Genomic DNA, 19,715 nt, shown 5'->3' on the forward strand with positions numbered 1-19,715 from the left:
CGTTGCGTCGCACTCTTCAGGGCTCTGTTCACTGCCCAGCCTCACTTCCCCGAACTTCGTTCCTAACTTTCGGTTTCTCGGTTACCGCTCTAAAAGAAAGGAGGCGGTGCTGCAAATTTCTAATCACATTCATAACCACCACATCAACATTATAACCCTATTTACCACTTTCGGAAATATTAATTGTTATCGTTCTCTTTGAAAAGCAAGAGCTGTGTATTGGTGGTCCCGATGATAGGTCGGGATCGGAAGGGGGCCGGCTTCACACATCACACACCTTAACCGCATATTTCAATGCTGCCAGTTTATCTTCTGTTGTTTTACCGGTAGGAATAAATTCCTGGGCTACATATCCTTTGTGTCCGGTGTCAAGGATTGCTTTCATGATAGCGGGATAAAACAATTCCTGGGTTTCATTGATCTCATGCCGGCCCGGAACACCTGCGGTATGATAATGCCCGATATATTGGTGATTGTCCCGGATGGTTCGTATCACATCGCCTTCGTCAATTTGCATGTGATAGATGTCATACAAAAGTTTGAAATTGGGTGAACCCAATTGTTTACAGAGTTCTACTCCCCACGGCGTTTTATCACACATATAATCTTTGTGATCCACTTTGCTATTCAGCAACTCCATTTGGATTATCACATTGTGTTGTTCGGCCAGTGGTAAGATTTTTTTTAATCCTTCCACGCAATTCTTCAGGCCAGTGACGTCGTCCATACCATTGCGGTTGCCGCTAAAACAGATCAGGTTTTTGTATCCTGCTTTTGCCACCAGAGGAATTGCTTCCAGGTAATCTTTTATCAACTGATCATGAAATTTTGGATTGTTCCACCCTTCATTGAGGCTAACTTTTCCACCTATATAACACATGGAGCATTCAAGCCCGTGTTTTTGGAGCGTTGGCCAATCTTTCGGGCCAATCAGGTCAATGGCCTTTAGCCCCATTTTTTTTGCTTCTGCACAAAGTTCATCAAGCGGCATAAAGCCATAGGTCCATTGGCAAACTGAATGATTAATGTTGCCTTTTAATTTTTGTTCGTCCATAGTATCGGTGGCACATGCCTGGAATGGAGGAATGATCGCCGTCGCTAAAGTTCCGGCTGCCAGTTGTTTTAATAATTTACGTCGGGATGTTGTTTTGTTTGTCATTTTTTTGAGCCTTACAAGTTACAAATGAATTATGGTATCGCCAGAATCAGATTGTAATATTTGTCTTTTTTTCATCCTTGAATAAAACGGAGAATAATAAAAATACCACCGCAGCAATGATAGCGGGGATAAGCCAGATCATTTTATAATCAAATTCTTTATCCGAGATCTTGTATGAGTCGGTGATCATACCGGCTACTTCAAACCCAATCAACATGCCCACACCGTAGGTGGCCAGCGTAATGAGGCCCTGTGCAGCGCTTTTGTATTTTTCTCCGGCCTTTGAATTGGTATATATGTACCCGGAAACAAAAAAGAAATCATAACAAATACCGTGCAAGGCGATACCGATCAGCAACATAAAACTCAGATCGCCTGCATTGCCAAATGCAAATAAAACATAGCGAAGAGCCCAGGCCAGCATGCCTATTAAAATCGTTTTCTTGAAGCCAAATTTTTTAAAGAAGATAGGAAGCAGCAACAGGAATAATACTTCCGATATCTGTCCAATCGTCATTTTACCAGTTGGATTGGTCATACCAATGTTTGATAAAAAGGCATGGGTATTTTGATAATAAAACGCCAAGGGTATGCAAATGAGAATAGAAGAAATAAAGAAAACAGCGAAATTTTTGTCTTTCAGCAATTTTAGTGCATCCAGTCCAACAATTTCTTTTACACTCACTTTTTCGCCACTTTTTTTAGAAGGTGGTGTTTTGGGTAATGTGAAGCTAAATAATCCCAAAATAAGCGAGGCAACGGAAGCCATTAAAAAAGTATTTTTTAAAAATCCCTTAGCTGTGTTTTCTTCGGTATCCCAATGAAATAAGAAGCTGATCAACAAACCTGCCACGATCCAGCCAATTGTTCCCCATACCCGGATGCTGGAAAATTCTTTCTCGGGGTCTTTCATTTGATTAAATGAAACTGAATTTACCAGGGCAATAGTTGGCATGTAAAGAATCATATATGCCAGCACGTAAGGATAGAATACAGCGATGCTATCGGCACTATACATCTGGTACATCAGGATGGCGCCAACAATATGAAGGAAGCCTAATATTTTTTCAGCATTAATATACCTGTCTGCAATTAGGCCGATGATAAAGGGTGCGATAATGGCGCCCCATGATTGGGTAGAAAATACACTCGCTGTTTGGCCGCCAGTTGCGCTTAGGTTAACACTTAAAAATGTTCCGAGTGTAACAAACCAGCTTCCCCAAATGAAAAATTCAATAAACATCATCAGGGAGAGCTGGATACGAGTTGTTGATTTCATGTAATCAGAAAATAATTAAGAAATGAGTACCTAACTTTTTTAATGCGATCAGGCTACCGCTGGTTTAAGTTTGCTCTTTCTTACGAAATAAATAATTGTGAAAATGACTAACAGGATAGCTGGCATTATAGCCACCTTCATGAAAGTCTCCGATCCTGCTATTGCTTCTGCTCTGGATGGATCAATTCCCTCAGCAATAGCTTTTGCTTTCGCCTCATCAAGCCATTTTCCCATAACAGGCAAAATCAAGGAAACAGAAAACATGCCGGCGCCTCCCATTAGTGAAAGACCAAGTGCGCCGGATTTGGGTACATATTCAGACACAAAACCGAGCATGGTGGGCCAGAAAAAACAAATTCCTATTGCAAAGACAGCGGCAGCACCAAATGCAGCATATCCGCTTGACTGGCTTAATAGCAATAAACCAATTCCTGCAAATAAAGCTGAAAAGATCAGCATTCCGTTTGGATTAAGACGATGAACAACAGGGCCTGCAAATGATCTTCCTAATGCCATAATTCCGAAAATGAAAACCAACACCAGGATTCCGGAAACACCTGACCCTTCAAGCAAAGCCAATATCCACGTAGTAGTACCCAATTCAGTAGCGGCAGTCAAAAACATGCAAGCCAGCATGATGAGAAATAGTGGGTTCAAACAAGCGGCGAACATTTCCTTTGTACTTACACCTGTTGTTACTCTTTCTGTTTGAGGAAATTTCAATTTGAAAAACAAAAAACCATAGATAGCAACTGCTATAAATAGTGGCACAAGAAGAATTCTCCAGTCAAGATTCAGTTGTGTAAGAACAACAAAAGCTAACAATCCGCCAATTACATTTCCTCCCGGGAACCAAACGTGGAAACGGTTCAACATAGTGGTTTTGTTATTTGGATACAGCGAAACGACAAGTGGATTGCAAGCTGCTTCTACCATTCCATTCCCAATACCAATACAAAGTGTACCAATAAACAGCATGGTGGCATCTTTAGCTATAATATAAATAATAGCTCCGGCAATATGACCTATAAATGCGAAGACTAACAATCGTTTCATACCAAGTACGTCACACAAAGGCCCCCCAATTACCATCGCCAGAGTAAATCCCCAGAAGGCGGGACTAAATATCCATCCTACTTGTTCTTTGGTGAGATTAAATTCAGCACCCCATACTCCCTCTAAAGATGCACGAAAAGCGAAAGTGAGTGAGGTAAAAATTAAAGCAATACAACTAGCCAGGAAAAGTTGATTTCTATTTACAGCTTGCATGTCGTTAGATTTGTAATTAAGATTGTTGTAAAAGCTAAATGTACTATTTTTAAAACCATATTTATTTTACGAGAGAAAAAAATAATTCTCTCTTCACTAACAAATGTTTGAAATGTTGCATAGAAAATTACGAATGGGAATGGTAGGTGGCGGACCCGGTGCTTTTATTGGCGGAGTACATCGCATTGCTGCTAATATGGATGGCGAAATTGAGTTGGTATGCGGTGCCTTTAGCAGCGATCCTGAAAAATCTAAACAGGCCGGTGTACAATTAAACCTTCCGCCACACCGCATTTACGGATCATATAAAGAAATGATACGAGCGGAAAACTCATTGCCTGCAGATGAGCGAATGGATTTTGTAAGTATCGTTACACCCAATCATGTTCATTTTGAACCAGCCAAACTGGCACTGGAAAATGGATATCATGTAGTGCTGGATAAGCCACTGGCATTTGATTTAAACGAGGGTAAAATTCTACAAGAAATAGCAAAAAAAAGTCAATTGTTTTTTTGCCTTACACATACCTATACAGGTTATCCAATGGTTAAAGAAGCAAGACAACAGGTATTAAGTGGTAAGTTTGGAAAAATTCGTAAAGTGTACGTAGAGTACCCACAGGGATGGCTGTCTGATTTTTTAGAAGAGGAGGGAAGCACTCACTCTTCACATAAACAGGCTACATGGAGAACGGACCCGGCTCAAAGCGGAATCGCCGGTGCCATGGGTGATATCGGTACCCATGCATTTAACTTAGCAGAATATGTTTCCGGTTTGAACGTAACAAAACTTTGCGCTGATATTAATATTGTAGTGGAGGGAAGAAAGTTGGATGATGATGGAAATGTTTTATTGAAATTTGACAATGGGGCCAGCGGCGTTTTATTTGCCACGCAAATCGCAGCCGGTGAAGAAAATAATTTGAAGATAAGAGTGTATGGTGAAAAAGGCGGTGTGCAGTGGCAACAGGAAGATGCCAATACATTATTAGTAAAATGGCTGGATAAACCAACGGAAGTGTATAGAACAGGTACTCCTTATTTAACCAGTTATGCAAAACACAACTGCCGTGTTCCTGCTGGCCATCCCGAAGCTTACCTGGAAGCATTTGCCAATCACTACAGAAATTTTGCATTATGTGTGAAAGCAAAAATGAGTGGTGGCGAACCACAACCTGAATGGCTTGACTTCCCCGGTGTCGACGAAGGTGTAAGAGGAATGGCTTTTGTAGAAAAGGTGATCGAAAGTGGGAAGAGTGAGAGTAAGTGGATAGCCCTCTAAGCCCCCTGTCCCCCTAAAGGGGGAACTTAGGTCGAAGAGTTCTTTTTTATTCGAAACAATATTTATTAACCAACTCATAATTGAATTTTCCTATCAATTCAACAAGGAATATTCAATCTACAGAGTCTAAAAGCCCCTTTAGGGGTTGGGGTATATTATGACTACAATTCAAGGACCCGGAATTTTCCTGGCACAGTTTCTCGACGATAAGCAGCCATTCAATAATCTTAGGTCAATTTGCTTATGGGCAGAAGGTTTAGGATTCAAAGCTGTTCAGATCCCCACATGGGATTCAAGGTGCATCGATTTACAAAAAGCAGCAGAAAGCAAAACGTATGCTGACGAAATAAAAGGCATCATCAATGAATGTGGATTGGAAATATCTGAATTGTCCACACACCTGCAGGGACAATTGGTAGCCGTGCATCCTGCCTATGACGACCTGTTTGATGCCTTTGCCCCGGATGCAGTAAAGAAAAATCCAAAAGCTAGAACAGAATGGGCTATCCAGCAATTAAAATATGGTGCAAAAGCTTCGCAAAACCTGGGATTAAAAGCTCATCCGACGTTTAGTGGTTCGTTATTGTGGCACACCTTTCATCCATGGCCGCAACGTCCCGCCGGATTAGTAGAGGAAGGGTTTAAAGAACTAGCTAACAGGTGGCTGCCTATTCTCAATTATTTCGATGAATGTGGTGTAGATGTTTGCTATGAAATACATCCCGGGGAAGATTTATTTGATGGCGTTACGTATGAAATGTTTTTGGAAAAAGTAAACAATCATGCCCGTGCATGTCTGCTTTACGATCCTTCGCATTTTGTATTGCAACAGCTAGATTATATCCAATACATCGATTTTTACCATGAAAGAATAAAAGCTTTTCATGTAAAAGATGCGGAATTCAATTCAACCGGTAAGCAGGGAACATTCGGTGGTTATCAAAGTTGGCTGAACCGGGCAGGACGTTATCGTTCTCCGGGTGATGGACAGGTTGATTTTAAGACTGTCTTCAGCAAACTGACCGAATATGATTACAAAGGTTGGGCAGTGATGGAATGGGAATGTTGTTTGAAACATCCGGAGGATGGTGCAAAGGAAGGAGCCGAGTTTATTCAAAAACATATTATCCGGGTTACAGAAAAAGCATTTGATGATTTTGCCGGTGTAAAAGCGGATGAAGCATTTAATCGTTCATTATTAGGATTGAGTTAATATTTTTGTGTCACTAAAAACAAACAACCATGAAATGAACCATAAGAATTTTCGAGTAAATTCACACCAACCGCGAAGAAAATTTTTATGGTGAATTCCATATGACCAAAAAACACTAAAAAATATACATATGAAAAGAATATTTGTTACTGTTATAACACTTGCAACCCTCGTAGCCTGTGGCGGTGGCAACACAGAAAAAAAAGATACTGCTACTGAATCAAAAGAAGAAAAAGCAGCGCCGGCTGAAACTCCCATTTCTGAAAATCCCGATTACCAGGCTGGTTTGGCATTGATCGCAAAAAGCGATTGTTTAACCTGTCATAAGGTGGATGAAAAGTTAACAGGTCCCGCTTACAGGGAAGTGGCTAATAAATATGCCAGTGAGGCTCCCGGCATCATTCCGAAATTGGCGGAAAAAATTATTAAAGGAGGTGTAGGAGTTTGGGGCCAGGTACCGATGACAGCACATCCCACCCTATCCCAGGCAGATGCGGAACAAATGGTTAAATACATTCTTTTATTAAAAAATTAATATCCCCTTCATGTTAAAACACATTCTGATTATTAGCTCATCAGCGCTGCTGTTTGCCTGCAATAATGCTTCATCCAAAAAGACTTCCCAAGCTTCTGACATGTCGCCCAATACACTTACGCAACAAGAAAAAAAAGAAGGCTGGGAACTGCTGTTTGACGGAACTACTACTAAAGGATGGCATAAATATGGAAACAACCCGATTGGCGCTGCGTGGGGTGTGGAAGATGGAACGCTTCATTTGAATGCATCAATAAAAGATGCAGGTGGAGATATTGTCACTGAGCAGGAGTTTGATAATTTTCATTTCAAGTATGATTGGAAGATCGACGTGAAAGGAAATAGCGGTGTTATTTTTTATGTGCATGAGGATGCCGCTAAATATAAGTGGCCCTGGTACACTGGTCCGGAAATGCAGGTATTGGATAACAATAGCCACCCCGATGCCAAAATCATTAAGCACAGGGCGGGTGATCTTTATGACCTTATTTCAAGTTCAAAAGAAACAGTGAAACCAGCTTTGGAATGGAACACGGCTGAAATCAAATGTGTAAATGGCAAGCTGGATTTATATCTCAACGGTGAAAACATCGTTTCAACTACCATGTGGGATGATAACTGGAAAAAAATGGTTGCCGGTAGTAAATTCAAGAGCCTTGCTGATTTTGGTACCTATAAAAAAGGAAAGATCGCTTTGCAGGATCACGGCGATAATGTGTGGTATAGAAATATTAAAGTCAGGAAGCTATAAGCGTTTTCAAAAAGAGAAATGGAAAAGGAGGGACTAATGGTTCCTCTTTTTTTATGCAAGAAAATAGAAGTATTTTTCTAATACTAAAACCAACTATTATGAACGCAGCGATTTTTTCCAACATTAACTGGCTGGCAGTATTAGTTGCCACTATTACTTATTTTATGTTAGGAGCAATCTGGTATTCCAAAGCCTTATTTGGCGCCAAATGGGCTTCACTGGTAGGGCTTGACATGAATGATCCGGATAAAGGAAAGGGCATGGCTCAAATGATGGTTGGAACATTTGTTCTTATCCTGCTCACAAGTATTGGTCTTGCTTTGCTGATCAACCGGATCGATTTGCATCTTCTTCCTTCAGGTCTTAAGCTGGGGTTAATAACAGGAATTTGTTTTGCAACTACTTCAGTTGCTATTTCATTTATCTATGAAAGCCGGCCTGCCGCATTATACTTTATAGACTGCGGCTATCACCTGGCGGGTCATATACTAGCAGCTATTATACTGGTGCTTTGGCGGTAATTATAATAAAAGATGACAGTTGACAGGTGGAAAGAAATGGATCTTTAACAACCGGTCGACTGTCATCCGTTAACTATAAAAATCTTAATCTTCTACTTTGGTGATCTTTAACACGTTTGTAGGCAGGTGCAGGTGAACGGGAGTACTACCGGTACTTACAATGATATCACCCGTTTTTAAAAACCCACGTTCTTTTAAAATGACTATCTGGTCATGAAAGATATCATCGAGACTTTCTTCCTCGTCGTAGTAGAATGCCCTGACACCCCAACTCAAACTTAATTGATTCACCAGTGAACGCTTTTTGGTAAATACATATAAAGGAGATTTCGGACGATAGCTGCTCAACATCCAACCGGTATAGCCACTTTGCGTCATTCCGATCAGGGCATTGGCTGAAATATCGCTGGCGATCTTACAGGCATTGTAACAAATTGCATCGCTAAGAAAAGAAGGGGAGTGGGCCATAGGTGTTAGGTCCTGTTCACGGTCATAACGATACTCTGTCCGTTCAACTTCCATGATGATCTTGCGCATGGTTTCCACTACCAGTGACGGGTGCTGTCCCGTTGCTGTTTCTCCGCTTAACATCACTGCATCAGCACCTTCCAGTACAGCGTTGGCAACGTCGGTAATTTCACTACGGTTTGGTTTCACCCGGTCGATCATACTTTCCATCATTTGCGTAGCAACGATCACTGGTTTACCACGGTGAATACATTTGCGGATGATATCCCGTTGCGCCATCGGGACTTTTTCAACCGGCAGCTCTACTCCCAGGTCACCACGTGCCACCATCACACCATCCGATTCAAGTATAATATTGCGCAGGTCTGTAAGAGCGGAGGGCATTTCAATTTTCGCCATCACCTTGATAGAGCTTTTCTTGTCCGACACCATCTTTTTCAGATTAATGATATCTTCTGCTTTACGAACAAAAGACAGAGCTATCCAATCCAGTTCATTTTCAACGATGAACTCAAAGTCTTCCATGTCTTTTTCCGTCATAGCCGGCAGTGAGATAGCTGTATCCGGAAGATTCACGCCTTTTTTGGGAAGTAACATGCCGCCATAGGTCACTCTCACTTTTACATCACCGGATGTTGTAACCTCAACTACTATTACTTCCAGTTTACCATCATCAATCATTATTTTTTCTCCCACTTTCACGTCATTGTGCAGGTTGGGATAAGAAATATAAATTTTCTCTTTAGTGCCCACCACTTTTTCCCTGGATGTAAAAGTGAGGATATCGCCGGGTTCTATTTTCAAGGCTCCGTTTTCAATATCACCCACCCGAAGTTTGGGACCTTGCAGGTCTCCCAAAATAGCGATATTATAAGGTTCGGTTTTGTTGATCTTACGGATATGATCGATAATCATTGCCTTGTTCTCATGTGTACCGTGAGAAAAGTTGAGCCGGAATACATTGACGCCTACTTTTACGAGCTCCAATAATTTTTCATAGGTATCACAGGCAGGTCCAACCGTTGCGACGATTTTGGTTTTATGATAAGTATGCAAAATGCCGGCATCCTTATCCATTTCTTTATGGAAATATTTTTGAGCTTTTTTAGTCATGTTGTGTAGTTAGTTATTTGAGTGGTTCCTGGGTTATGTTTTTCTTCTCTTAAGATGCAAGAATCTTAACGATCTTCATCCATTCCTGCCCGACCTTTTGTTTTTCTTTTACTGCTTTATCAAGTGGTGTGTAATGTATTTTATTATTAATTACACCAACCATTACATTCCTGCGGCCAACCAGCAAACTCTCCACTGCGTAGTAGCCCATATGGCTTGCTATAAGTCTGTCTTCGCAGGTAGGTGATCCGCCACGTTGAATATGACCGAGCACACAAATACGTACGTCAGCAGTCGGCAGTCTTTTTTTAATGATCTCGGCAAGACCACTGGCGCCACCAGCTTCGTCATATCCTTCGGCAACCACAATCAGGTTTACCAATTTTTTTCTCTTCTCTTTTTCAGTAAGCCCGGCAATGATTGTTTCAATATCTGTTTTTGTTTCCGGAATCAGGATGTTTTCAGCGCCGGTAGCGATACCGCTATGCAGGGCGATATAACCAGCATCACGCCCCATCACTTCTACTATAAAAAGACGGTCGTGTGCATCCATGGTATCCCGGATCTTATCGATAGCGCTAATGGCTGTATTGACGGCAGTATCGAAACCGATAGTAACATCAGTGCCTGCCATGTCTTTATCAATTGTACCGGGAAGACCTATACAGGGAATATCAAATTCGTTGCTGAAAATTTGAGCCCCGCGAAAGCTGCCATCACCCCCAATTATCACAAGGCCGTCAATGCCCCGCTTACTAAGGTTGGCATAAGCTTTTTTACGGCCCTCGTATTCCATAAATTCTTTACAACGTGCTGTTTTTAATATAGTACCGCCACGCTGAATTATATTGGCTACTGATCTTGACTCCATTCTAAAGATATCATCTTCGAGCATGCCCTGGTATCCACGCATAATACCGTAAACTTCAAGACCGTGATGAATACCCGTACGTACTACGGCCCGGATTGCAGCATTCATGCCCGGTGAATCGCCTCCTGATGTTAGAACCCCAATCTTTGTGACTTTTTTTGACATTAGATTTTGTAAATAGCTTTTTTATAAATAAATCTTGTTTTTAATACCAATCCGTTCAAAATGGTCCTTAAAAAACGCACCAAAAGTAAGGTTTTGTTCGCATTGTGTGTGGGTGCAACATATTCCTTAAAAAACTATACGAATAGGTGTTAGTCGGGTGGCTTACTATTTAATTTCAAAATGACCAGAAAAAGATCAGGGAATTGATTTTTTGAACAAAAATGTAATCTATGTCCTGAATAAATTGGTATTATTTTTTTTCAAATCCTTTGGTAATGATACAAAAGTCGTTGCATGTTCATTTCAATTATCTTTAAAAGATTAAAATATTGATCGATATGAAGAAGACTCTTTCATTATTGCTTATGGCTTTTGTCCTACAGGCGGAGGCTCAGTTAAGTTACCCGGTGACAAAAAAAGCTGATTCCACACAAAACTATCACGGCACAGTGGTGCAGGACCCTTATCGTTGGCTGGAGGATGACTGGAGCACAGAAACCAAGGATTGGGTGACAGCCCAAAACAAAGTGACATTCGACTACCTCGGACAAATTTCCTATCGGACCGAATGGCTAAAGCGCTTGGAGGAGATCAATAACTACCCAAAGTACTCATCACCTTTTCGAAATAATGAATATTTCTACTTTTATAAGAATGAGGGGTTGCAAAATCAAAGTGTCTTATACCGGCAAAAGGGATTAGCAGGTAAGCCTGCGATTGTTTTGGATCCTAATAAATTTTCAGCAGATGGTACCACCAGCCTGGCGGCATTTTCATTATCCAAAAATGGAAAATATGCTGTTGTAGGTAAATCTGCAGGGGGCAGCGACTGGCGCACTTTTTATGTAATGGATATGACAACCGGGAAATACCTGGCCGATTCACTGGCGTGGGTAAAAGTGTCTGGTGTAAGCTGGCAGGGGGATGGATTTTATTATAGCCGCTACCCCACACCCGACAAAGGCAAAGAGCTATCTACCAAAAATGAAAACCACCAGGTGTATTTTCATAAAGTTGGCACTCCGCAGCAACAGGATATGCTGGTATTCGAAGACAAAGTGAACCCGCAACGTTTTCACTTTGTATTTACCAGCGAAGATGAGCGATTTGTTTTTTTAAGTATCAGTGACAGGGGCAAGGCAAAAGATGGCAACGGGCTTTGGTATTTTGATAATAAAAGCGGAGATAGGGTTTTTAAGCCTATTATTAAAGAAGCCGGTGATTATACGCACAATTTTGTGGAAGAGGTGAATGGTAAATTTTTAGTGCTGACCAATGATGGTGCAAAAAATCAAAGGATCGTTTTAATTGATCCACTGCACCCCGAACCCGCTAACTGGAAGACAGTCGTTCCGGAGAAAGAAGAAAACATTTCATCGGTGAGCACAGCTGGCAATAAAATGTTTATTACCTATTTGAAGGATGTTACCAGCAGGGTATATGTTTATAATCTCGGGGGAAAATTGGAACAAGAAGTGAAATTGCCCGCCCTTGGATCGGCCGGTGGCTTTGGCGGCGAAAGAGATGATCAATTTGTTTTTTACACTTTTACTTCTATTACGTTTCCGCCCACTATTTATAAATATGATATAGCAACTGGAAAAAGCACGGTTTTCAGAAGGCCGGAAGTGAAATTTAATCCCGAAGATTATACCATGGAGCAGGTGTTTTATCCCAGCAAGGATGGAACAAAGATTCCTATGTTCATCGTTTATAAAAAAGGCACGCAAAAAAATGGAAAGAATCCTACCTTATTATATGCCTATGGCGGTTTCAACATCAGCATGAATCCTTCTTTCTCACCAACAAGGATTGCATGGCTGGAGCAAGGCGGTATTTATTGCATTGCTAACCTCCGCGGCGGTAGTGAGTACGGTGAAAAATGGCACCAGGCCGGCATGCGCCTTAACAAACAAAATGTATTTGACGATTTTATTGCAGCCGGCGAATATCTTGTCGATAAAAAGTATACCTCGAAAGATTATTTGGCTATACAGGGTGGGTCCAATGGAGGGTTGCTGATTGGTACGGTGATCAACCAGCGTCCTGATCTTTTTAAAGTTGCCATTCCGCAGGTAGGTGTTATGGATATGTTACGATTTCACAAATTTACCATCGGTTGGAACTGGATTGCAGAATTTGGAAGCAGCGATAATAGCGAAGACTTTAAAAACCTGTATGCTTATTCACCCATACACAATATAAAACCAGGATTGAACTACCCCGCAACTCTTATCACCACGGCTGATCATGATGACAGGGTTGTTCCTGCGCATTCATTTAAATATGCCGCTACTCTACAGGAGCACTACAAAGGAGATAATCCTGCATTGATTAGAATTGATGTAAACTCAGGTCATGGTGCCAGCAACCTGAAAAAAGCCTTGGAAACTACTGCTGACATTTATTCATTTATCTTTTACAATATGAAGCTGACTCCAAAGTTTTCAGGATTAAATTATCAAAAGAAGCAGAAGAAAGCATTTTGATATAAGTTGACAGGATGCAATGAAGATTCGTGGGGATTATCAGAATAAGGTAGTAAGGTTAGCACAATATGGATATTTACATATCTATTAAGTTTTTTCTTTTTTAAGAATTCGAAGCATTAACCTTAGTAGAAAATGGTTAACGGATGTTTAACCTTATTAACAATCAATGGGCATAACGATCAACCAACATAGCAGTTGAATAAATTAAGCTTCGGTCATTCGAAGCTTTTATTTTTGAGTTATGAATATATTAATAACCGGGGCAAACGGATTTTTAGGATACTACCTGGTGCAGCAATTGCTCGACCAGGGATATAATGTAATTGCCAGCGGTAAAGGAGAGTGCCGGCTGCCATTCACTACCAGGGGTAATTTTACTTATGTTCAAATGGATTTTACAGATCCTTATCGGGTACATGATGTGTTTGAAAAGTTTCATCCGGAGATGGTGGTACATGCAGGTGCCATGAGCAAGCCGGATGAATGTGAGTTGCAGCAGTGGCAGGCTTATCTCGTGAACGTAGAGGGAACGGTGACCTTGCTGATGAATGCGGCTGAATGGAAAAGTTTTTTCATTTTTATCTCAACCGACTTTGTTTTTGATGGGGAAAGGGGGATGTATACCGAAGAAGACAGTCCCGCACCAGTAAATTATTACGGAAAAACCAAGCAGGAAGCAGAGGAAGCAGTGAAGGAGTATGAATTTGACTGGGCAATAGTAAGAACGGTGTTGGTATACGGTAAGCCAGCGTTCGGTCGTTCCAATATTTTGACGATTGTAAAAGGGAAGCTCGAAAACGGAGAAACTTATAATGTGGTGGATGATCAAATCAGGACGCCAACTTATGTAGAAGACCTTGCCAGGGGAATTGTGCAGATCATTCAAAAAAAGGCAACAGGTATTTTTCATTTATCAGGCAAAGATATTCTGACGCCTTACCAGATGGCCTGCGGGGTAGCTGGCCATCTGGGATTGGATAAAAATTTAATCAACCGGGTAACGGCGGCACATTTTACACAACCGGCAAAGCGGCCACCCAAAACAGGTTTTATCATTGATAAAGCGAAAACTCAATTAGGGTTTGATCCCATATCGTTTGATGAAGGTTTAAAGAAAACTTTTCCTGGATACTAATGGTTTTTTGCAAATGTTTTCTCACCCGCTGCAATCATAACCGGTAGCTGGTTTTCTTTGGGTGGAATGGGGCAATTGTACTTCCCGCTGACATAAGCGCAGTAAGGATTGTAAGCCTTGTTGAAATCGATTATCACTTTGTTATTAATAATATCTGAAGTGCCCAGGTCTATATAACGTCCGGCCGCATAGGTTTCTTCTCCACTGGTAAGGTCGGTGAAGGGAAGAAACAGATGTTCTTTGTATTCGTCGGTATTCATCAGGTTTTGCGACTGGTAAATGTTCAGGCTAACAGCGGTACCATCAATAGTAAAATGTACAACACCGTATACCCGGAACGTTTTTTTAATGATACCCGATGTTTCCATCGAAAACCATTTGCTGTCGGGCTTTTTCTCGAATATGGCTGTTACTTTATATTTTTCAGTAATAGGGTAGAAACTTAAAAATTGCTTGTCTTCACCCGTCACCACTTCATGTTTCTTTACATAATCAGTCAAATATTTTTGCAGCGAATCCCTGTAGCTGTTCTGGGCGTGGCTGTTGAATGCGAGCAAAATAAAAATGCTATAACCTATAGTTTTCATATGTTCATTTTTATTGTTTTTTGGCCATATGGAACCTGACTGCCGTCAGGCAAGTTTCGCCAAAAGAACTTACAGCGGATGATAGACATTATCACGGCTCATTTCATGAGCCGAAAATACTGATTCGCTTTTTATCAAAGGCGGGACAGGTTTTTTACCCTGATGTGATTGGGAGCTTCGGAACTGGAAAGACAGGAAACCTCCGTGCTGATATACGTAAACCGGATCTTTGTACCTGTCGTCGCAAGAGATGATGGCAAGCTGATGAAAACTGCGTTGCTGCAATTAAAGGCAGTACCGCTCAGGACGGTAGCCCGTAAGAACGAATATTTTTGCGGGTCCGGGTTATCAATGGATACGAGCCACGAATCGGGGAAGCATCCGCCTTTTACTTCAATTCTTCCGGTTACGAAATCGTCATTGTTTTTTGTGCACGAAAGGCTTAAAAACAAAAGGGTGACAATAAAAAGTAAGGATTGCCGCATAGCTTTTTTTCCGCTGACAACACCGGTTTGATTTTCGTTGCACGTCTTTTACAGGAGTGGCAAATGAACTTCAGCCATCATGCAGCGGGCACTACCACCGCCATTTGTTTCTATGGTAGTAAGCGGTGAGTGAATGATCCTGTTATACCTGCTAAGTTCTTCTATTTGATCGTTTGTCAACGCATCAAAGGCTTGTGTCGACATGACAAGCAGCTTTTCACCCTTGTCATTTTCTACCTGCAACATATTACCGGCAAAATGATTGACCTGGTGAAGTGTAATGGCAATTATTTTCTTATGGCTGTTAATTATTGTATCTGCTACCATTCTTTGCTGTTCAGGATCGTAAATACTTTCGAGACAGATCACCACATATTGATCAGCTACGCACATCAACACATTGGTATGATAAATAGCCTGCCCGTTGCCGTCAGTTGCATTAAACACCACAGGTTTATATCCCATTTTTGTGCAAAAGTCAGCCAGCACTTTTTCGTTGGTTCGCGGAGAAAGGCAGGCATAAGCGATATGATTGTCCCTGTCCAGCACCATGCTTCCCGTACCTTCCAAAAAGATATTTTCGTTTTCGTAGTTGCTAAGATCAATTTTCTTAGCAATGGAAAATTTTTTAGTGATGGTGTCCAGTACATGTTCTTTTCTTTCAGCCCGCCTGTTGACTGCATACATCGGGTAAAGCAACAATGTTCCATCGTGATGAAATGAAACCCAGTTGTTCGGGAAGATAGAATCGGGGGTGTGAGGGACGAGAGTGTCTTCCACTACTGTTACTTCCACTCCATTTGTTCGTAATACATTGACAAAGTCACTGAATTCAGTCAATGCTTTTTGTTGTATATCCGCTTCATTGCTTTTTACCTGGAATGCATTGTTGACGGCTGTTTCGGCATTGTAGCCAAAATTCACCGGCTGTATCATTAGTAAGTGGGATGTCGTTTGCATAAAAAAAGTTTGAAGTCAGTGAAATTGAAGTCGGAAGTCAGAGGTCGGAAGCCGGAGATCAGAAGTCAGAGCCTGGAGGCTGGAGTTTTCTTTCTGACTTCAGACCTCAGACATCTGTCCTCAGACATCATCTCTCAAAAGCGGCATACTCATACAATGAAAACCTCCCCTTGCTCTTGACAATTCGGCGGACGGCATAGTGATCAGCGTATTTTCAATTTCCTTCACTTCTATCTCGCCATTTTCAAGCTTATTGACCAGTTCGTGTGCATGAATAATGCTGAATCCTGCTTGCTTAAAGGCTTCCATCGTTTTGTCGTTCCTGTCGTACCCTAAGACAACACCTTCTTTCAATGCCAGCAAGTTGCAGGAGTCGGTCCATTGCTCTCTTGCATCAAAGGGAAATTCGTTATTGCCCGAGTAAATGAACTTTACTTTTTCATCACAGCCAAGGTCGTTCTTACTTATATCGATCAATAGTTCTTCCAGGTTGTCAAAATATTCCGGTGTGGAAGGATCTTTTTTCCGGAACTGGATGATACTTATTTTATCTTCTTTTTTGCTTCCCTCCAAAACTCTCTGTACCGGGTCGGCATCTTCCATCTTAATCGCTTTGCGGGAAAAAGCGCCAAGTAATACCCAAACGTTCCGTTTTACCTGTGTGAACACCGTATCAATATGCATGTAATCCCTTTTCTTAGGAATTTTTACAATGGTAATTTTTTTCACAATATTTTTTTCAAACAGAATTTTAATGCACTGGTGCGCCGCCTCCATCGTTGTTCTTTCACTGATGCCCACCAGCAGGTGATCTTTGGTGACGACCATTATGTCACCGCCTTCCAGCGTCACCTTTTTATCATCTCCATCCCTGGGCAATAAAAAATGATAAGAAGTATTGGGCAGTTCAATAATGTTGTTACGATAGTCGGCAAAGAGCGGATGCGAATAGAAAATATATTTTACCAGCAATGCTTCACGGGTTCTTGCTTTTTTCGCCGGCTTGTTTAGCAGAATATGATCATTGATAACGATACCAATATCTCGGGTAAAGATCAGGTTAGGAATAGGCGGAAAGAGCATTTCCTTATCGTTGGACGTGCCACTGATAAAGACTTTCGCTAATTCTTTTCCATCTAACCGGGCCAATTCATCCTGTAGTTCGTAAGAGCAATTCTCAATAGCACATACAGAAGCGACCAGTTTCAATTTGATTTCATGGTCTTCTAAAATTTCACCCAGCAACCATTGCAGTTCTACTACTTTGTCCGACTTAAAAAAATGGTTGTGATCTGGTTTATAAAAACTAAAATCATTTTCACTGTCGTCGATATGTTTTAAGCGACCCCTGATCTTTTCGGGATCAAGAAAGTAAAGTAATAGTTTAGTGTAATAGTCATATTCTTTACGGCGGATAGTTTCGAGATGGACAATATCTTCAAATAGCCAGTCCTGTGCTTTTGAAGGAACTACTTTTCCCAGGCCGCTGTCAGGACTGTGTACCAATAATCGTCGTAAAGTACCAATTTCAGAAGTGACATTGATCTTATTCTTCATTTTTGCCATAAAGTCAATCTTTTTAACCAAAAAATTTATGTAAGAAGCTCCTGCTTCTAAGGGTGCTTACGCAGATATATCAATCGGGGATATAAAAATTGGCCGGGATGAGACCGGCAAATCTGTTCATGCGGATATCAGTGTTTCGGCGCATAAAACCTGCAATCGTGCTGTAAAGGTAAGGAATAACGGCCCGAGGGCAAATGAAGGGGTGATGGTTGTTTGAGGTTTGAAGTTTAAAACCTCAAACCTCAAACCCGGAACCTCAAACTTCTATTGATTATTGATGCACGGCCAGCAAAGGAACTGAACTATTAAAGGCAAGTTTTTTAGTATGACTGCTGCTAAACAGGCTGTTCATAAATGTATGATTCTTGGGAACAACGATCAGCAGGTCGATATTTTTATCCCTTGAAAATTGTTCTACCGCCTCATAAAAATCATTCATACCGATAAAGTAAAATTCAGGATTGAATTCAGCGAACATTTTTTGCATCTTGGCCCTTTCGGTAAGATATTCTTCAGTCAGCGCCACATAATGCTCATTATCTACATTTACAATGTGCAGATTGGCATTAAATATTTCGAGAATGGTTTTAATTGCTAAAATAGGAGTTGCATCTACCTCTTTGAAATCAGAAGCCAGGCTTACATTATTGATGCCATTGAATTTAGCAGTCGGAGGAATGATCATCACCGGACAAATGCCCTCTTCCGCCATTTTCACCGTATTGCTGCCCATGAAAAATTGCCGCCACTCATCTTTTTCAGTAATGCCCATCACAATCATTTCAGCAGTTTTCTGGTAGGCCAGCCTGCTAAGGTTATCAATCAGGTCAGAACCTAGCTCTTTTATGATCTCAATATTGCTTACACCACTTCCTTCCATTTCTGCTTTAAGACTTTCAAGGTATTGTGTTGCTGTTGAAGCTTCCTCCTCATCTTTGAACATGTTGTAGAGGATCACACGGGTATTTGCTTTTTCACTTAACATTTTAGTGGCATAGCGAACCGCATTTAAAGAAGTTTCAGAAAAGTCTACCGGAATTATAATGTCTCTCATATAAAGGTGTTTGTTGGTTAGGGTCCTTCATAAAATTTTCAAGCCTTTATGAAGGTTTGGTTGGTTTTATTTAGTAAACAAAGAAACTGAAAATAAAGAAAGTCGTCAAAAATCAAAAATTTGTTTAGCCCATAACATAGTTTGGAAAAAAGGGAAGGTTAAGTTTGCATCTTAAATTGGAAGATAAAATGACCGATGCCGTGAAACAGGATTTAGATAAATGGTTTAGTTCAGACAACCAGTTTCATGCTTTATTCCCTGCCTCTGTTCATGAATTGGCCCGCAATCACTGGACGCCGTTGCGGATAGCGCAGAAGGCGGCTGATTTCCTGGCAGCGGAAGGTGGTGTGAAGATATTGGATATTGGGAGTGGCATTGGTAAGTTTTGCCTCGCTGCCGCTTATTACAAGCCCAATGCGTTTTACTATGGCATTGAGCAGCGGGATGATCTGGTGGATTATGCTGAGAAAGCCCGGCTCTTTTTGGGGATGACTAACGTATCTTTTGTCAAAGGCAATTTTATGGAGCTGGATTTTACTCACTATGACCACTTTTACTTCTATAATTCATTTTATGAAAATCTCATTCTTACGCATAAGATCGATGAAAACGTCAATTATTCCATAGAGTTATATAACCAATATAGCCGATACCTTTATCGGCAGTTATCCAAAAAACCATCCGGCACCAGGGTTGTCACTTTTCATGGTATGGATGATATTTTGCCGCCGGGTTACCTGGAAGGAGGAAGCGAGGTAAATAACTTGTTGAAATATTGGATAAAAGAATAAATCCGATAAAAAACCGGCT

General features: G+C 41.0%; 18 protein-coding genes. 8 read left to right on the forward strand and 10 right to left on the reverse strand.

Annotated features, from left to right (window positions below):
- Window positions 1-262: 262 nt before the first annotated feature.
- The 3 genes from P2W73_RS08615 to P2W73_RS08625 are packed head-to-tail and all read right to left on the reverse strand — an operon-like array spanning window position 263 to window position 3,707.
- A complete protein-coding gene (locus P2W73_RS08615; protein WP_276501610.1) occupies window positions 263-1,159 on the reverse strand; it encodes a hydroxypyruvate isomerase family protein in 897 nt (298 codons plus the stop codon).
- Window positions 1,160-1,205: 46 nt separating this feature from the next.
- A complete protein-coding gene (locus P2W73_RS08620) occupies window positions 1,206-2,438 on the reverse strand; it encodes a nucleoside permease (RefSeq protein ID WP_276501611.1) in 1,233 nt (410 codons plus the stop codon).
- 48 nt (window positions 2,439-2,486) lie between these two features.
- On the reverse strand, window positions 2,487-3,707 hold the full coding sequence (locus P2W73_RS08625) for an MFS transporter (protein WP_276501612.1): 1,221 nt from the start codon (window positions 3,705-3,707) through the stop codon (window positions 2,487-2,489).
- A gap of 112 nt (window positions 3,708-3,819) precedes the next feature.
- Here P2W73_RS08625 and P2W73_RS08630 point away from each other — a divergent pair, with 112 nt between their 5' ends.
- From P2W73_RS08630 to P2W73_RS08650, 5 genes are all read left to right on the forward strand, one after another.
- Complete coding sequence (locus P2W73_RS08630; protein WP_276501613.1) at window positions 3,820-4,989, forward strand: Gfo/Idh/MocA family protein; 1,170 nt, start codon at window positions 3,820-3,822, stop codon at window positions 4,987-4,989.
- A 157-nt stretch (window positions 4,990-5,146) separates the two neighbouring features.
- Window positions 5,147-6,202 (forward strand): sugar phosphate isomerase/epimerase family protein, encoded by a 1,056-nt coding sequence (locus P2W73_RS08635; RefSeq protein ID WP_276501614.1) that lies wholly within the window; start codon window positions 5,147-5,149, stop codon window positions 6,200-6,202.
- A 130-nt stretch (window positions 6,203-6,332) separates the two neighbouring features.
- Entirely contained in the window at window positions 6,333-6,737 is a 405-nt protein-coding gene (locus P2W73_RS08640; RefSeq protein ID WP_276501615.1) for a c-type cytochrome, read from the forward strand.
- 10 nt (window positions 6,738-6,747) lie between these two features.
- Entirely contained in the window at window positions 6,748-7,488 is a 741-nt protein-coding gene (locus P2W73_RS08645) for a 3-keto-disaccharide hydrolase (protein ID WP_276501616.1), read from the forward strand.
- A 98-nt stretch (window positions 7,489-7,586) separates the two neighbouring features.
- Window positions 7,587-8,009 (forward strand): DUF1761 domain-containing protein, encoded by a 423-nt coding sequence (locus P2W73_RS08650; RefSeq protein ID WP_276501617.1) that lies wholly within the window; start codon window positions 7,587-7,589, stop codon window positions 8,007-8,009.
- An 84-nt stretch (window positions 8,010-8,093) separates the two neighbouring features.
- On the opposite strand, the gene pyk is transcribed toward P2W73_RS08650, so the two are convergent.
- Together pyk and pfkA are read right to left on the reverse strand one after the other, a co-directional pair.
- Window positions 8,094-9,590 (reverse strand): pyruvate kinase, encoded by a 1,497-nt coding sequence (pyk, locus tag P2W73_RS08655; RefSeq protein WP_276501618.1) that lies wholly within the window; start codon window positions 9,588-9,590, stop codon window positions 8,094-8,096.
- A gap of 49 nt (window positions 9,591-9,639) precedes the next feature.
- Window positions 9,640-10,626, reverse strand: coding sequence for a 6-phosphofructokinase (pfkA, locus tag P2W73_RS08660; protein WP_276501619.1), 987 nt, complete (start codon window positions 10,624-10,626; stop codon window positions 9,640-9,642).
- A 338-nt stretch (window positions 10,627-10,964) separates the two neighbouring features.
- Between pfkA and P2W73_RS08665 the strand changes: the two genes are divergently transcribed.
- Both P2W73_RS08665 and P2W73_RS08670 read left to right on the forward strand, forming a co-directional pair.
- The gene (locus tag P2W73_RS08665; protein ID WP_276501620.1) at window positions 10,965-13,115 is read left to right on the forward strand and encodes a prolyl oligopeptidase family serine peptidase; all 2,151 of its coding nucleotides are present in this window, start codon (window positions 10,965-10,967) and stop codon (window positions 13,113-13,115) included.
- 244 nt (window positions 13,116-13,359) lie between these two features.
- Complete coding sequence (locus tag P2W73_RS08670) at window positions 13,360-14,253, forward strand: SDR family oxidoreductase (RefSeq protein ID WP_276501621.1); 894 nt, start codon at window positions 13,360-13,362, stop codon at window positions 14,251-14,253.
- Here P2W73_RS08670 and P2W73_RS08675 read toward each other — a convergent pair.
- From P2W73_RS08675 to P2W73_RS08695, 5 genes are all read right to left on the reverse strand, one after another.
- Entirely contained in the window at window positions 14,250-14,840 is a 591-nt protein-coding gene (locus P2W73_RS08675) for a DUF1684 domain-containing protein (RefSeq protein WP_276501622.1), read from the reverse strand. The genes P2W73_RS08670 and P2W73_RS08675 overlap by 4 nt on opposite strands.
- Window positions 14,841-14,974: 134 nt before the next feature.
- A complete protein-coding gene (locus P2W73_RS08680; protein WP_276501623.1) occupies window positions 14,975-15,325 on the reverse strand; it encodes a hypothetical protein in 351 nt (116 codons plus the stop codon).
- A 48-nt stretch (window positions 15,326-15,373) separates the two neighbouring features.
- Window positions 15,374-16,285 carry a citrulline utilization hydrolase CtlX gene (gene ctlX / locus P2W73_RS08685; RefSeq protein WP_276501624.1) on the reverse strand — a complete coding sequence of 304 codons (912 nt, stop codon included), beginning with the start codon at window positions 16,283-16,285 and terminating at the stop codon, window positions 15,374-15,376.
- 120 nt (window positions 16,286-16,405) lie between these two features.
- Window positions 16,406-17,851 carry an arginine deiminase family protein gene (locus tag P2W73_RS08690; RefSeq protein ID WP_276501625.1) on the reverse strand — a complete coding sequence of 482 codons (1,446 nt, stop codon included), beginning with the start codon at window positions 17,849-17,851 and terminating at the stop codon, window positions 16,406-16,408.
- A gap of 271 nt (window positions 17,852-18,122) precedes the next feature.
- Complete coding sequence (locus tag P2W73_RS08695) at window positions 18,123-18,905, reverse strand: universal stress protein (RefSeq protein ID WP_276501626.1); 783 nt, start codon at window positions 18,903-18,905, stop codon at window positions 18,123-18,125.
- Window positions 18,906-19,105: 200 nt separating this feature from the next.
- On the opposite strand from P2W73_RS08695, the gene P2W73_RS08700 reads away from it, so the two are divergent.
- Window positions 19,106-19,696: a class I SAM-dependent methyltransferase gene (locus tag P2W73_RS08700; RefSeq protein ID WP_276501627.1), complete on the forward strand. Its 591-nt coding sequence runs from the start codon at window positions 19,106-19,108 to the stop codon at window positions 19,694-19,696.
- The last annotated feature ends 19 nt before the right edge of the window (window positions 19,697-19,715 follow it).

This window comes from Terrimonas pollutisoli, from assembly GCF_029360765.1.
Classification (GTDB): Bacteria; Bacteroidota; Bacteroidia; order Chitinophagales; family Chitinophagaceae; genus Terrimonas_B; species Terrimonas_B pollutisoli.